The organism is Acinetobacter seifertii (genome assembly GCF_000368065.1).
In the GTDB taxonomy this organism is placed as follows: domain Bacteria; phylum Pseudomonadota; class Gammaproteobacteria; order Pseudomonadales; family Moraxellaceae; genus Acinetobacter; species Acinetobacter seifertii.
Genome location: NZ_KB851203.1, coordinates 387337 through 401305, shown reverse-complemented (window position 1 = coordinate 401305; position 13969 = coordinate 387337). Strand labels below are relative to the sequence as shown.

Genomic DNA, 13969 nt, shown 5'->3' with positions numbered 1-13969 from the left:
CAAAAATCTATGCTTTATATAAAATAATGATGCATAAAAGCATAATCAAATTTCAGAAATTTAAATTTTATACTTATAAAACAAATACTTTAAATTAAATTAATTTTTGATTTAGAAATAAAATCTGCATAAGCCATCCGCTTTTTGCAATGATCCTAATAAAAATACGCTCATTCTAAACATATAGAATTTTTGAGTCGCTCAACATGAATAAAGCAATTGGAATTTTAGGTGGTATGGGACCACAAGCTACGATTGATGCTATGAATAAAATTATTAAAAATACACCAGCACATTGTGATCAAGAACATATTCCTGTCGTTACAGTTTCTATCCCAGATATTCCTGACAGAACTCAATCCATTATAAATCATGATGATAAACCACTCGAAAAAATGGCTGAATATCTTAAAATCTTAGAAGCAGCACAAGTCGGTTGTATCATTATTCCATGTAATACTGCTCATTTCTGGTTTAACCAGTTACAGCAACGTACCCAAACCAAAATGATTAGTATTATTGAGTCTGCGGTTCATTTTATTCAAGATAGTCAAATTGATGAGGTGTGTATTCTTGCTACATCTGCCACAATAAACACCGAGCTTTATCAAAGCCAGTTTATTGAAAATAGTATTGGTTTCTCTACTCCTTCTGCCGAAATGCAAAATAAAGTAATGCAAAGTATTTACCAATACAAAGCAGGGAATATTCAACAATCTAAAGAAATGATGAAGGAAGTTATTAATTTTTACACTAACAAGAGAAATATAAAATTCCTGTTGGCTTGTACAGAAATACCTCTCATTTTAGAAGAAAGTATTGAGGCTTATCCTGAACTATTCATAGACACAACCGACGTACTCATTAAAAATGCGATTGCGTGGTATCAAAACGCTCCCATAGCAAAAGTTGCATAGCTAAATAAAAGATAATGCAACTTATGCATAAAATGGTTTAGGCAATTGTCCAATCAATTGCCTTCATAAAGTTCCATAAACTTTCAGAAGCTGTATTGAGCCTCGCACTACTACGATATAAGTAAATATCTACAGATAAGACTGAATCTTTCAAAGGCACAATCAAAAGTTGATTTTTTTCAAGCTCCTCCTCAATACTGTAATCGGGTAACCACCCTACTCCATACCCACCTTTGATCATGTCTTTAAGCAGTAAACTCATTGAAGACACAAAGTTTGTCTCAAATTTATCTGAATGATGCTCTTGTAGAAACTTATTTACTTTTTTACCCATATAACTATCGTCGGTGTAATTCATGAGCGGAACTGAAGCATCTTCGAGTGAATATTTGGGACGACCTAAATGATTAGGTGCAGTGACTAAATAAAGCTTTGTTGAAAATAGTTTATGGCACAAGAACTGAGGATTCATAAGATCATCATCATAAAAAGATGCGATAAAGTCACATTGACCATTTTTAAGAGAATCTACGGTTTCATTTACGTTAATGGCTTCAACATGAAAAATCTTTTCTTGGTAGTTTTTTAAATTTCCTAAAATTTTAGGAAAAATATAACCTGCCAAAGAATGCGCAGACGCAATAGTGACTTTACTTCTAACATGATTGTCACCTTTAATTCGATCTATATTGAACTCAAAATCATCTAGCAAATTTCTGGCGTGCAGAACAAAAAGCTTACCTTTTTCTGTGAGCTGTAAAGGCGAAGTTTCTCGGTCAAAAACCTCAAATCCCAAACTACTTTCTAGAGCCTGAATACGGCGACTTAGAGAAGACTGTGAAATATTTCTAATATCAGAAGCGATTGTAAAATTACGGTATTTTTCTAGAATGATCAGATCATATAACCATTTTAATTCTATATTTTGTATCACCTGAAGCTCCAGATCATTCTAGGAATTTAGATAAGCTATTTAAGTATATTTGAAATGATGATTTATCGTAATCAAATCGTATGGGTTTTATCTCATTGCTGCACAAGGTTTATTTTTAACAGTAAGATCAGCACTTGATATTTTGACAGTCATTGGGGAGTTTGAACCAAATGAAAACCTTAAAAGTTTTATGTATTGCAAGCTCTATATTGGCTTCATCGACGCTTTTTGCTGAAACAACACAGCCTCAACCTACAAATGAGACAACCTCTAAAGCTCAACCTTATGGTGATAATCCAAGTTTAGGTCGTGTGTTGTTATATAAAACAGGAAAAGGTATACAAAACCTAGGGAACTCTATTCAAGGTGCGTCTGAAAATACGTCAAATAAAATTAGTGAAAAATGGCAAAGCACTAAAGAATTTACAGCTGAAAAATCAGAAGTTGCCCAGCAAAAAGTAGATACTGCAAAAGCATATACTGAAGAGAAAATAGAACAAGCTAAACAAAATATCACCAGTAGCCGAAATGGTGAAAACATTCCGATCGAACAAGGTGAGTTAAGTAAATCTAGTACGACGACTAATTAAAATTAGGTTTGAGAAGCGCGATTACTTCGCGCTCATAGAAATGTATACGTTTAAAAAGAAATACTACCCATTACAAAGAGCTAGGAATCTGCCTTATGAATAGTCAAAAACTTCTCTTTTCAACACTATGCTGTATCGCACTATCTGCATGTGCAACTACTAAATCTGTTTCTTCTTATTCTCAATCAAAGGTTTTAGAACAAGACACCAATATTGAAGCTTATCCAACCACCACAGGAAATGTAGCCAAGCTCATTAAACATGATAAGCAGGCCTGCATGATCGAATTTACGGGTTACTTAGGTGGAGGCCAAGTCACTGAGCACTGGATTTTTAATAATAACGGCCTGATTTCAGCTCAATCATTTACCGAACAATATCCCGACTCATCTGGCATATTAAGTCAAGCCACCAACTCGACAACCAAAAGCTCGACCACTTTTAATATTCAAGATCCAGCAATTCAAAATAATTTTAAAAAGCTCCAAAGCAATTTTAGTAAAGCCAATTTAGCAAAATGTGATTAAAGATTTTCCATAAAAAACCCGTTGCAGAGGCAGTTTTCTGCAACGGGCCATAGCCATTCAAATTTCTTGGACCTAGTAAAAAATTATAAATATGCTATTTAGTTAGTGGTTAAACCATTGGTTGCAGCAAGTAAATCAATACGAGGGAAAACCAAGCGTGTTCTTGGGTCAGTAATAGGTTTACCCGTAGTTTTTAAACGATTAATCGTCTGATCGATAGTCTCAGCTGGCGTAACACCATTTGCTCGCAATAAAGCAATTGCACCAGCAACATGTGGTGTCGCTTGAGAAGTACCACCCATAGTGTAACCACCTGCAGTAATCATTGCCCCTGGAGCTAATAAAGTCACAAGACTACCACCGTTACTAAAACATGCTACTTTATCTGCTGCTGTAGTTGAGTCAGTACATTTCAGTGGATTACCCCATGATGCACGACCAATATTACTATCATATACTGCACCAACTCTTACAGCACCAGCAACACAAGCAGGTGACGAAATTCCATCAGGGAACGCATCATTACCAGATGCCACTACTGGTACCACACCAGCAGCTCGCGCATTTGCAAATGCTGTTGCATAACTACTATTACTACATTCAGATGTGTATTTCACACCAGGAACACCAAGGCTCAAATTCATCGCTTTAATATTGTAGGTTTTAGCGTTATTTACTGCCCAGTTAATACCCGCAAGGATATCACTATCATAGGCTGAGCCTGATCGAAAAACGTCTATTCCAATAATTTTTGTTTTACTCGCAACTTTCGACACAATCGCTGAAACATTACTACCATGACCATTATCGTCAAGTGCGCCATCATCTGGGGCGCTGTCAAATGAATAAACGACGCGACATGTACTTGAAGGCGAATTAACAGCCGTACAACCAAAATCTGAATGTAAATAATTTACCCCAGTATCCAATACAGCCACACTAGAGCCAGTACCATTAAAGCCTTTGGTATTAGCTTGAGGCTGATTAATTAAAGGCAAACTTTCCATCGTGGTAGCCCGATTAATTCGGTTTGGATATACAGCTTTAACGTTTGGGTCATTTAGTAAATCAACTAAGGCCTCTCTATTACTAACTCGATAAAAGGCTAAAGGCAAATTATTGTAGTCCCGAAGTACTTGTACTCCTACCCCACGATTAAACCTTGACTGTATGTTCTTTTTGTTTGAAGCAATATAATTTCGCCGCTCCAAACCTGAAGCCATGCTTTCCGTAGGAATATTATATTCAACAATAAGGTCATTAGACTCATTGGTGACCAAGGTATCTAAATCGATTTTACCCTGAGACACTTTTTGTTTTGCTGCCTGATTCAACTGCTGTTTGGCTCCTTTAGAATCCAAAGGAAGAGCAAAAGCTGTTGTACTTAATATTGTAGATAGACCTAATAGTAATAACGTTTTACTTTGCATTATTTTTCTCCGCAGTTCTTTGATAAAGAACATTTGAACGTCTAGTATTTCTTGGATAAAGAAAACTAGATTATTTAAAGTGTTTTAATTTCATTAGCAGGATCTTTTTCTGGATCAATCGGTTGAATAGAAAGATCACTTTTTGTGTCATATAAAGGAACAGTATCTGCGGATACTGGTTTAGGTTGAGTAGAATTTAAAGATACATTTTTAGGTTGGGTAGGCTCCTTAAGTTGGGAATGTAAAGATGAAGTGTCTGATTGCGATGAATTCGACTTGTGCAAAGTAGAATTCATCACATCTGATGCACCGCTTGATGGCTTAAAATAGAGAACAACGGCGACTAAGCCGAGTAATACGACAAGGGAAGCAATAATTTTCATCATTTAAGATCTCTGTTTTTTTGTTTATAGACATCTCTATTTATTTTTGATTATTCGAAATAAAGCACTATTTCTTGGGATATATGTCATGTGAAATTTCATTTCATAAAACATGTAAGCCCGAGGAACACTAAAATTCTTTTTCCCGAATAAACAAAAATACTGTTCTGCCCTGTGCATTTATATTTCTGGCAGAATATGGTTCAAAAAAGTGCCAAAAAGCACCTTATTCTCATAATAAGCAATAACTATGCCGTTATCTCGATTAAAAAAAGAAAATTAAATCTTCTTTATAGATATAAAAAATGGTCGTGTTGAATAAATTTAATTATTTGTATTTCTAAAAAATGAGAGAAGTTATTTTTTATTAGTTTTTTAAACAGCCAAATATCGATATCTATTTCACTTTATTATTAATATTTTCTTTTCTCCACAATTTCTCCCTCATCTGTTGAGTGACTGTAATACTGTTGTAAGGTTTTGATGAAGTCTATTCCTAAGCAAAGCAAGGTTTGACTATGATGCGATTGCGTTTATGAAATACCTCACTAAAAGGGTATATTCTTTGAAGGATATCGCAATGAAAATGATGAAAACAGCTATCGTTACTGCAAGTGTTCTTGCTTCTGCTTCTATTTTTGCACAAAGTGCGGGCGTTAATGCAGATGCTTCTGCTCAAGTAAATGTACAACCGGGTGGTCTTGTTAGTGGCGTAGCCAACACAGTCAAAAGTACTGCACACACTGTAGGTAGCACAGCAAAGCATGCTGGTCATGTTGCTGCTGACACTACAGTTAAAGCAACTAAAAAAACAACTGGAAAAGTGACTGAACTTTCTTCTAAAGCTGCAAATGGTACAAAACACTTTGCTACCGAAGCTGCTACAGGTACTAAAAATGTAGCGACTAAAGCTGCAAACGGTACTAAAAATCTAGCCGTTGAAGCGAAAGCTGATACAAAAGCACATTTAAATGCGGTAAAAACTAAAGTAGCAGCACATGAAGCTGAACAAAAAGAGTTTACTGCTGAAAAACAAGCTAATGCTCAAGCACATGTAGATGCAGTTAAAGCTCGCGTAGCTCAAAATCAAGCTGAGCAAAAAGAATTTGTAGCTGACACCAAAGCTGATGCTCAAGCAAAATTAAATGCAGCTCAATCAGCGCACGCGATTAACGCTCAAACAGGTGTAAACGTTGGTGTTAATGTTGCCCCAGTTGGAGTTAGTGCAAATGCAAACTTAAATGCAGGTGCTCAAGGCTCTACCCAAAAAACTGAAAAGAAATCTTTCATGAAAGGTCTTTTCGGTACTAACTAATTAAAGCTAGCAATAAAAAAGGGCAATCAATTGCCCTTTTTTATTTACTTTAAATCAGTTGTTTAAAGAGTTTCAGTTAAAACCAAACCAGCGCGCAAACCAATTTTCACATTTGGGTTTGGAAATAAAATCCAGACTTGATCTTGCTCAACCACATAATTCCCAGAAGGTTGCATGGTAATGATTTCACCTTTAGTAAATGTCGAAAAGTTTGGAGCCTCAGCCGATAAGTTCATTTGAAAATCTTCATCTTTTTTAATTAAAGAATCAGACACCTGAAACACTCGAATTTTCGATTTATGTCGCGTCGGTAAAACTTGTTCAGAAACCATATGACGAATGACTTCATCAATTGCAGCAAACTGACTTAAGTCATTTTGTCCAAATGGCAAGGCTTTACCTAACTCTAAGGTTGCGCTCGCTGCTTTAAAGCTCTCGCTGGTAAAATGTGTAAATGTTTTACCCGCAGCACGATGATAAACCAGAGCATCTAAATCGGCAGCTTGAAGACTCGCTGTCAAATCAGCATCATAGTCATGTGTTTGATAAGGCAATAAAGCAAAAGTGGGTAACAAAGAAGCACGAATTGCGGTGTGCAAATCATAGTGATAGCGCTTAGCATTACTCGCACTTTCCTGAAAGAAAGTGGCCACTGCCTGCTCTAAAACCGCAGCTCGCTTAGACTCTTCTGTTACAGGTAGAGTTTTATACCCACCACAAAACATTCGGTTTACATCGTCATATACATAGCGCTTGCCTTGGCGCATTGCATACGGATTACCCAACACAAGCAGCAACCTCACAGCAAGGTTTAAACGCCCTGCAAATAAATCGGTGCAAAGTTGAGACAACAACTCAATTGGTGCTGTTTCATTACCATGTACCCCTGCTGACAGTACGACAGCTTTGTCGTACTGTGCATGTGGCGTACATTCAAGAAGTCCTTCACCTAGCCAACGCCAAGAAAAGTTTTCTTGCTTTCCTTCGCGAGTTGTAGGCTGCTCACCCTGTAAGGTTAATGCTAGAAAATCTTGCATGTCACCTCCTCATTATTTTTGGAAAGGATAAACCGAACCCAAACCTAAAATTTTGGTGAGTTCATCAAGTGCCATACGGCTTTCCATAAGCAGGTGCGGATCTGCTAAATCTTCTTGAGCTAAACGATCACGATAATGTTTATCAACCCATTGATTGAGCATTCCAAACAATTGATCATTCATTAATACTTTTGGATTTACAGCATTTAATTCAGTTTCGTTCAAAGCCACACGTAAACGCAAACATGCTGGTCCACCACCATTACGCATACTTTCACGTAAGTCATATACCTGAATCGCATCAATTGGTGTGCCCATTTGAATCATATCGTTCAAATAGCCCCACACTGCTGCATTTTGACGAGATTCTTCTGGCACAACAATAGTCATTCCACCATCTGGGCGTGTCAAAATTTGGCTATTAAACAAATAGGTAGCGACAGCATCGTCTACAGTAACGCGGTTTTCAGGCACTTCAATCGAAATAAAGTCTTCACCAATGCTTGCCATTTTTTGACGAATTTCAGCAAAAGCTTGATCTTGATTTAAAAAGGCATGTTGATGATGGAATAAAACCTGTTGGTTACTTACCGCGATCACATCGTTATGGAAAACACCCTGATCAATTACATCAGGATTTTGCTGAACAAAAACAGTGTGTGCATCATCTAAACGATGCAAACGTGCAATAGCTTCACTTGCCTCGCGCGTCTGACGTGCTGGATAACGCTTTGGTCCCGGTAAGCCATTATTTAAATGTTGTTGACCATAAACAAACACCTGAATACCGCGCTTAGCATAATCACCACCTAAACGATTGTGATTTGCTGCCCCTTCATCACCGAACAAAGCCACTTGTGGTAAAGCTTCATGGTGTACAAAGTGACGCTCATTTTTAAAGATCGCTTGTAAAACTTGGCTTGTAGTTTCAGCTTCAATTGAACGGTGAAATTTATTGTTCAGGTTAGCCGCAGTAAAATGCACACGCTCATCTTGGCTATCAGCCGAAGGTGAAACTGTCGCAGCATTTGCAGTCCACATTGGAGAAGCTGAGCTTAAAGATGATAACAGTTCAGGTGAATGACGCATTGCTTGAGCAACAACACTAATGTCATCTCCTGTAAAACCTAAACGGCGTAACATTGGAACATGTGGACGTTCATGCGGAGCAAGTACACCTTGTTTCATTCCCATATCAGCCAAGGCTTTCATTTTTAATAAGCCTTGTTTCGCCGCTAATTTTGGGTTCGAGGTATTATTGCGGTTTTTGGTTGATGCTTCATTACCAAAAGACAAACCCGCATAGTGATGTGTTGGTCCCACTAAACCATCGAAATTTACTTCATATCCTTTCATTTTTTCTTTCCCTAGTGTTTAAGGCAACACAATCCCTGGAGATAATTTTTCTGGCAAACTTAAGCTTTCACTTTCAAGTGAAGCCATTGGCCAAGCGCAGTAGTCAGCAGCATAAAATGCACTTGCACGGTGGTTGCCTGAAGCTCCAACACCACCAAATGGTGCGGCACTTGAAGCACCTGTTAATGGCTTATTCCAGTTCACAATACCGGCACGTGCTTCAATGAGTAAGTCATCAAACAGTTCACGTTTTGGAGAAACCAAACCAACTGACAAGCCGAAACGTGTTGCATTAGCAATTTTCAATGCTTCATCAAAGCTGTCATAACGTTGAATGGTGGTAAGCGGGCCAAAATATTCTTCATCTGGAATACCCGCCACACCTGTTACATCAACAATGCCCGGAGTCAGTAGCGAACTGTCTTCTTGAGGACGCGTCATTGGCAATAAGCTTTTGGCACCAAGCTCAAGTAACTTTTGCTGAGCATTCATCATGTTTGTTGCAGCAACTGATGAAATTACACCACCCATAAATGGCTGTTGTTCATCGTTCCAGCGACCCACTTTCAAGTTCTTAGCAACTTCAACGAAACGTTGAATAAATGCATCACCTTCTGTACCATTTTTTACCAAGATGCGGCGCGCACATGTACAACGCTGACCAGCCGAAACAAATGCAGATTGAATAGCCAGATTAACCACAGCATCGACATCAACAATTTCATCGATAATCAATGCATTATTGCCACCCATTTCAAGTGCAAGAATTTTCTCAGGCGCACCTGCCATTTGCTTATGCAAGTGATAACCAGTGTTTGCACTTCCGGTAAACAATAGACCATCAATTTCATGTGAAGCAGCCAGAGCTTCGCCAGTAGTACGGCCACCTTGAACTAAGTTCATTACACCATTTGGCAAACCTGCTTGTTGCCAAAGTTTTACAGTTTCTTCAGCAGTCCAAGGTGTTAATTCACTTGGTTTAAATACCACTGCGTTGCCTGCAAGTAATGCAGGAACAATATGTCCATTTGGTAAATGGCCCGGGAAGTTATATGGACCAAAAACTGCAAGTACACCATGTGGACGGTGACGTAAAGATGCCACACCATCTGCCATTTCAGTTGAGCTTTCGCCAGTCCGCTGGTGATAAGCACGAATCGAAATCGCAACTTTGCCAATCATAGATTGAACTTCAGTTAAGGTTTCCCAAAAAGGTTTGCTGGTTTCTTGGCTGATGACTTCTGCTAAATGTTTTTTATTTTCTTCAAGCAGCTTTGCAAACTTTTCTACAATCGCTACGCGCTCAGCAAGAGGTAAACGTGCCCATGCAGGAAATGCTGTACGTGCAGCTTGGCAAGCTTTCTCAACATCACTAGCCGTAGCTTCACCACCTGACCATACAGTTTGGTTATCAACCGGATTTGTTTTTACAAATGTTGTACCGCTGCCTTGTAACCAGACACCGTTTATAAATAAAGAGTTTGACATCAGGATACTTCCATAGGATTTAGTGATAACACACGAACAGCGTGGCCTTCTTGTACACCGAGTTTCTCAGCTTGTTCATGGGTTAAATTTAGAGTGCTATCTACGAGATCAAGCTTCATTAACATGGCTCGATAGTCGTGATAATTATCATTGGCAACAAGGTATTGGGTCTTACCTACCGTTGCGTCATTTGTAATTTTGACAGTTAAAAATTGGCTTTCTTTTACTGCGCGCAACTCATCAATATTGGCTTCAATCGTTGGGCCTGCATCAAAAATATCGACATATCCTTGATAACGTAAACCTTCAGACTCAAGCACATGATAAGCAGGCAGAGTATGTGGATGCATTTTTCCAATTACTTCTTGCGCGTCTTTTGGCAAGAGGTCTACATAAACTGGAAAACGTGGCATAAGTTCCGCAATAAAAACTTTTTGACCAATTCCACTTAAATAGTCTGCTGTGGAGAAATCCATATTGAAGAAATGGTGCCCAATCGCATCCCAGAAAGGCGAACATCCATTTTCATCAGAGAAACCACGCATTTCAGCAATGAGTTTTTTCTCGAAATATTGCTTAAAAGCAGCAATAAACATAAAACGGATTTTTGATAAAAATTTACCGTTTTGGTTCTCACGACGTTCTGGATCTAAAAATAATGTACAGAGCTCACTACTTCCCGTTCTGTCATTACTTAAAAATAATGTCGGTAATGATTTGTAGACATTTAATGCTTTTGAAGCGTGAACTTGAGTACCCACGTGAAAGTTGTACCAAGGCTCAATTAAGCCTACAGCAACCTCAATTGCACTTACCCCAATAACACGTTGAGCTTCTGTATCTTCAAGAACAAACAAATAACCTTGTTCACTCTTATGGACATTACCATTTAAAGTATTGCGAGTACGTGAAATTCGAGCCGAAAGTGTATCCATATTTTGTGGCAAGGAAGTCAGGCCAACACCTGACTTACCTGCTAATTTATAAATATCTTCAAGGTCTCGAAACTCGGCATGACGGACGATCATCATGGCTAGCTTTCCTTTTTTTTATTTAGCCAACTTTGCCAAAGCTCTTTTTAAACGAGCAATCCCTTCATCAATATCTTGTTCAGGAATAATGAGAGATGGAGTAAAACGAACCACGTTTGGTCCAGCAATTAAAGCAAGTAATCCTTCTTCGCCTGCCCAAGTCGTAATGTCTTTTGCTTTACCAGCATATTCAGCTTTTAATACGCAACCAATCAATAATCCTTGACCACGAATTTCATCAAAAACTTGATATTCAGCATTTAAAGTCTTTAATGCATCAAGGAAATATTGATGACGGTGTTTTACACCTTCAAGCACTTCTGGTGTATTAATAAACTCAAATACTGCGCCAGCAACAGCACTTGCCAACGGGTTACCACCGTAAGTCGTACCGTGCGTACCCACTGAAAAATGCGGAGCAAATTTATCAGTTGTTAACATTGCACCCACTGGGAAACCACCGCCTAATGCTTTTGCAGTGGTAAGAATATCCGGAGTAACACCTGAGTTCATGTAAGCATAAAGTGAACCAGTACGGCCTACACCTGTTTGTACTTCATCAAAAATAAGTAACGCACCAAACTCATCACACAGCGCACGCAAACCTTTTAAAAATTCGATGTCAGCAGGAATAACGCCGCCTTCGCCTTGGATCGGTTCAACAATCACGGCACATGTTTGTTCGTTAATGGCTGCTTTTGCAGCTTCTAAATCATTAAAGGCAACATGGTTAATACCATTTGGAAGTGGTGCAAAATCTTGTGAATATTTTGGTTGACCACCCGCCGAAACGGTAAATAAGGTACGGCCGTGGAACGCATTATTAAATGCCACAATGCCGCTTTTACCTGCCACACCGCTATCGAGCCCAACTTTACGAGCAAGCTTTAAAGCTGCTTCATTCGCTTCTGCACCTGAGTTACAGAAGAATACTTTATCTGCAAATGTATTTTCAGTGAGTTGTTTAGCAAGGCGTAGAACTGGTTCATTGGTATAACCATTGCCGACATGCCAAAGTTTTGTTGCTTGTTCTGTTAATGCATTTACTGCCACTGGATGCGCATGACCTAATGCGTTTACTGCAATCCCGCCTGCAAAATCGATATATTCTTTATTTTCTTGATCCCAAATACGTGAACCTTCACCACGTACTGGAATGAAATTTGCTGGTGCAAAAACTGGAACCATCCAGTCATTAAAGTTGCTTCGAGTTACAGAAATTGGCTGTTCCATGCTTACCTCAGTATCTATTTAATTTATTTAATCTGTCTTACTGTCTTTTATTTAATTTGTTTAGAAAAAGGGACTGAGAAAATAACTCTATAACATCCTTTATATTTACTCAGCCCACTTTTTCTAAAAGGTAATTTCCTCAGATTAGCCTGGGAAAATACCGCGTTCTTTACGAGCTTTTAAGATACGCTCACATGCCAAGATGTAAGCTGCTGTACGTAAAGTACAAGCATTGCTGTTTGCTGTATTCCAAACGTCATGCATAGCTTGAACCATCAACTTGTCTAAACGCTCGTTGATTTCTTCTTCAGTCCAGAAGTAGCTCGCCATGTCTTGAACCCATTCGAAGTAACTTACAGTTACACCGCCGGCGTTACATACCACGTCAGGAACCACAACAATGCCACGCTCAACTAAAACATCTTCAGCTTTAGGATAAGTCGGGCCGTTCGCACCTTCTAAAATCAACTTAGCTTTAAGTTTTTCAGCACGTTCAACTGTGATTTGACCTTCTAACGCAGCAGGAATAATGATGTCTACATCTGCAGTCCAGAAATCTTCATCAGCAATTGCTTGCGCGCCAGCGAAACCACCAATACCACCTTGGTTTGCATTTACGTGTTCACGTAATGCAACAAGATCAATACCGTCAGCATTGAAAATTGTGCCAGTGTGATCTTGAACGTGAGTGATTTTTGCTTTTGATTCAACAAACAAGAAAGCAGCTTCACTACCTACGTTACCAAAACCTTGAACAGCGATTTTCGCGCCTTCAATTGGTAAATTGATTTTTGCAGCTACTTCGCGGCCTGTAACGAATACACCGCGACCAGTCGCTTTAACACGACCCAAAGAACCGCCTAAGTGAACTGGCTTACCAGTTACAACACCAGTTACTGTATAACCTTGGCTTGTAGAGTAAGTATCCATCATCCAACCCATGATATTGGCATTTGTACCAACGTCTGGAGCTGGGATATCTTTTTGAGGCCCGATAATGTGACCGATTTCAGTCGTATAACGGCGAGTTAAACGTTCTAATTCGCGATTTGAAAGTTTACGTGGGTCAACACGGATACCACCTTTTGCACCGCCAAATGGCAAGTTCAAAACAGCAGTTTTAATTGTCATCCATGCAGATAACGCCATCACTTCATTTAAATCAACGTTTGGATGGTAACGTACACCACCTTTACCAGGACCACGAGACAAGTTGTGTTGTACACGGTAGCCTTCAAAGTGCTGAATAGAGCCGTCATCCATTACGATTGGCACGTCAACAATAAGCGCACGCTTTGGACGTTTTAATGTATCGATAAACTCAGCTAAGTGGTCTAAGTACGGAGCAACACGGTCAATTTGTGCCAAGTAAGTTTGCCATGCATCGCTATGTTCGTTTACGTATGAAAGATCTGACATCTTTTTTCCTATTTACCTATACAGACTCAGATGTGATAAATCCGCAGTCTTTATTATTCAGCAACCAAAACCTTGCAATAACAATGTTTTGATTTATTTATAAAATCTTCAGCCCTTTTAAAGCTTTAGACCCTTTAAATTCCATCTTGTGATATCAAAAGTACGATTTACTTTTATATATCGATATCTTTTACAATCTTTCTTTTGCCTCATCTGCTGTTTATAAAAACGTCTTTATAAAAGCAAAAGTCCACCGCAACCAACTCAAACAAGCCGATTGGAAATAAGTACAAAAGAGGTGATACAACC

The 13969-nt window shown here is 38.7% G+C and carries 13 protein-coding genes; 4 read left to right on the top strand and 9 right to left on the bottom strand.

From position 1 onward, the window contains the following. Positions 1-206 precede the first annotated feature (206 nt). On the top strand, positions 207-917 hold the full coding sequence (cuyB, locus tag F985_RS21970) for a cysteate racemase (RefSeq protein WP_004705305.1): 711 nt from the start codon (positions 207-209) through the stop codon (positions 915-917). A gap of 37 nt (positions 918-954) precedes the next feature. Here the strand turns inward: cuyB and F985_RS21965 are convergent, their stop codons facing one another. Continuing rightward, the gene (locus F985_RS21965; protein WP_004705303.1) at positions 955-1851 is read right to left on the bottom strand and encodes a LysR substrate-binding domain-containing protein; all 897 of its coding nucleotides are present in this window, start codon (positions 1849-1851) and stop codon (positions 955-957) included. A gap of 170 nt (positions 1852-2021) precedes the next feature. On the opposite strand from F985_RS21965, the gene F985_RS21960 reads away from it, so the two are divergent. Both F985_RS21960 and F985_RS21955 read left to right on the top strand, forming a co-directional pair. Continuing rightward, positions 2022-2441: a hypothetical protein gene (locus tag F985_RS21960; RefSeq protein WP_004705301.1), complete on the top strand. Its 420-nt coding sequence runs from the start codon at positions 2022-2024 to the stop codon at positions 2439-2441. Between the two features lie 95 nt (positions 2442-2536). Beyond that, on the top strand, positions 2537-2968 hold the full coding sequence (locus F985_RS21955) for a hypothetical protein (RefSeq protein WP_004705299.1): 432 nt from the start codon (positions 2537-2539) through the stop codon (positions 2966-2968). Positions 2969-3066: 98 nt separating this feature from the next. Here the strand turns inward: F985_RS21955 and F985_RS21950 are convergent, their stop codons facing one another. Beyond that, positions 3067-4398, bottom strand: coding sequence for a S8 family peptidase (locus F985_RS21950; protein ID WP_004705298.1), 1332 nt, complete (start codon positions 4396-4398; stop codon positions 3067-3069). Positions 4399-4472: 74 nt separating this feature from the next. After that, complete coding sequence (locus F985_RS21945; RefSeq protein WP_077169003.1) at positions 4473-4781, bottom strand: hypothetical protein; 309 nt, start codon at positions 4779-4781, stop codon at positions 4473-4475. A 580-nt stretch (positions 4782-5361) separates the two neighbouring features. On the opposite strand from F985_RS21945, the gene F985_RS21940 reads away from it, so the two are divergent. Next, positions 5362-6096, top strand: coding sequence for a hypothetical protein (locus F985_RS21940; protein WP_004705294.1), 735 nt, complete (start codon positions 5362-5364; stop codon positions 6094-6096). A 62-nt stretch (positions 6097-6158) separates the two neighbouring features. On the opposite strand, the gene astE is transcribed toward F985_RS21940, so the two are convergent. The 6 genes from astE to F985_RS21910 form a co-directional block, all read right to left on the bottom strand. Next, on the bottom strand, positions 6159-7133 hold the full coding sequence (gene astE, locus F985_RS21935) for a succinylglutamate desuccinylase (protein WP_004705291.1): 975 nt from the start codon (positions 7131-7133) through the stop codon (positions 6159-6161). A 12-nt stretch (positions 7134-7145) separates the two neighbouring features. Beyond that, a complete protein-coding gene (gene astB, locus F985_RS21930) occupies positions 7146-8489 on the bottom strand; it encodes an N-succinylarginine dihydrolase (protein WP_004705290.1) in 1344 nt (447 codons plus the stop codon). 18 nt (positions 8490-8507) lie between these two features. Beyond that, positions 8508-9977, bottom strand: coding sequence for a succinylglutamate-semialdehyde dehydrogenase (astD, locus tag F985_RS21925; RefSeq protein ID WP_004705288.1), 1470 nt, complete (start codon positions 9975-9977; stop codon positions 8508-8510). Continuing rightward, positions 9977-11008, bottom strand: a complete 1032-nt coding sequence (astA, locus tag F985_RS21920) for an arginine N-succinyltransferase (RefSeq protein ID WP_004705286.1) — start codon at positions 11006-11008, stop codon at positions 9977-9979. Before astA ends, astD begins: the two co-directional genes overlap by 1 nt. 18 nt (positions 11009-11026) lie before the next feature. Then, positions 11027-12241 carry an aspartate aminotransferase family protein gene (locus F985_RS21915; protein ID WP_004705284.1) on the bottom strand — a complete coding sequence of 405 codons (1215 nt, stop codon included), beginning with the start codon at positions 12239-12241 and terminating at the stop codon, positions 11027-11029. A gap of 144 nt (positions 12242-12385) precedes the next feature. Continuing rightward, complete coding sequence (locus F985_RS21910) at positions 12386-13660, bottom strand: Glu/Leu/Phe/Val family dehydrogenase (protein WP_004705282.1); 1275 nt, start codon at positions 13658-13660, stop codon at positions 12386-12388. Positions 13661-13969 lie beyond the last annotated feature (309 nt).

Excerpts from the sequence above, each read along its gene's own strand:
- astD (WP_004705288.1), bottom strand. The coding sequence starts at position 9,977 with ATGTCAAACTCTTTATTTATAAACGGTGTCTGGTTACAAGGCAGCGGT.
- F985_RS21940 (WP_004705294.1), top strand. The coding sequence starts at position 5,362 with ATGAAAATGATGAAAACAGCTATCGTTACTGCAAGTGTTCTTGCTTCT.
- F985_RS21915 (WP_004705284.1), bottom strand. The coding sequence starts at position 12,241 with ATGGAACAGCCAATTTCTGTAACTCGAAGCAACTTTAATGACTGGATG.
- F985_RS21955 (WP_004705299.1), top strand. The coding sequence starts at position 2,537 with ATGAATAGTCAAAAACTTCTCTTTTCAACACTATGCTGTATCGCACTA.
- F985_RS21960 (WP_004705301.1), top strand. The coding sequence starts at position 2,022 with ATGAAAACCTTAAAAGTTTTATGTATTGCAAGCTCTATATTGGCTTCA.
- F985_RS21910 (WP_004705282.1), bottom strand. The coding sequence starts at position 13,660 with ATGTCAGATCTTTCATACGTAAACGAACATAGCGATGCATGGCAAACT.
- astE (WP_004705291.1), bottom strand. The coding sequence starts at position 7,133 with ATGCAAGATTTTCTAGCATTAACCTTACAGGGTGAGCAGCCTACAACT.
- astA (WP_004705286.1), bottom strand. The coding sequence starts at position 11,008 with ATGATGATCGTCCGTCATGCCGAGTTTCGAGACCTTGAAGATATTTAT.
- F985_RS21945 (WP_077169003.1), bottom strand. The coding sequence starts at position 4,781 with ATGAAAATTATTGCTTCCCTTGTCGTATTACTCGGCTTAGTCGCCGTT.
- F985_RS21950 (WP_004705298.1), bottom strand. The coding sequence starts at position 4,398 with ATGCAAAGTAAAACGTTATTACTATTAGGTCTATCTACAATATTAAGT.
- astB (WP_004705290.1), bottom strand. The coding sequence starts at position 8,489 with ATGAAAGGATATGAAGTAAATTTCGATGGTTTAGTGGGACCAACACAT.
- cuyB (WP_004705305.1), top strand. The coding sequence starts at position 207 with ATGAATAAAGCAATTGGAATTTTAGGTGGTATGGGACCACAAGCTACG.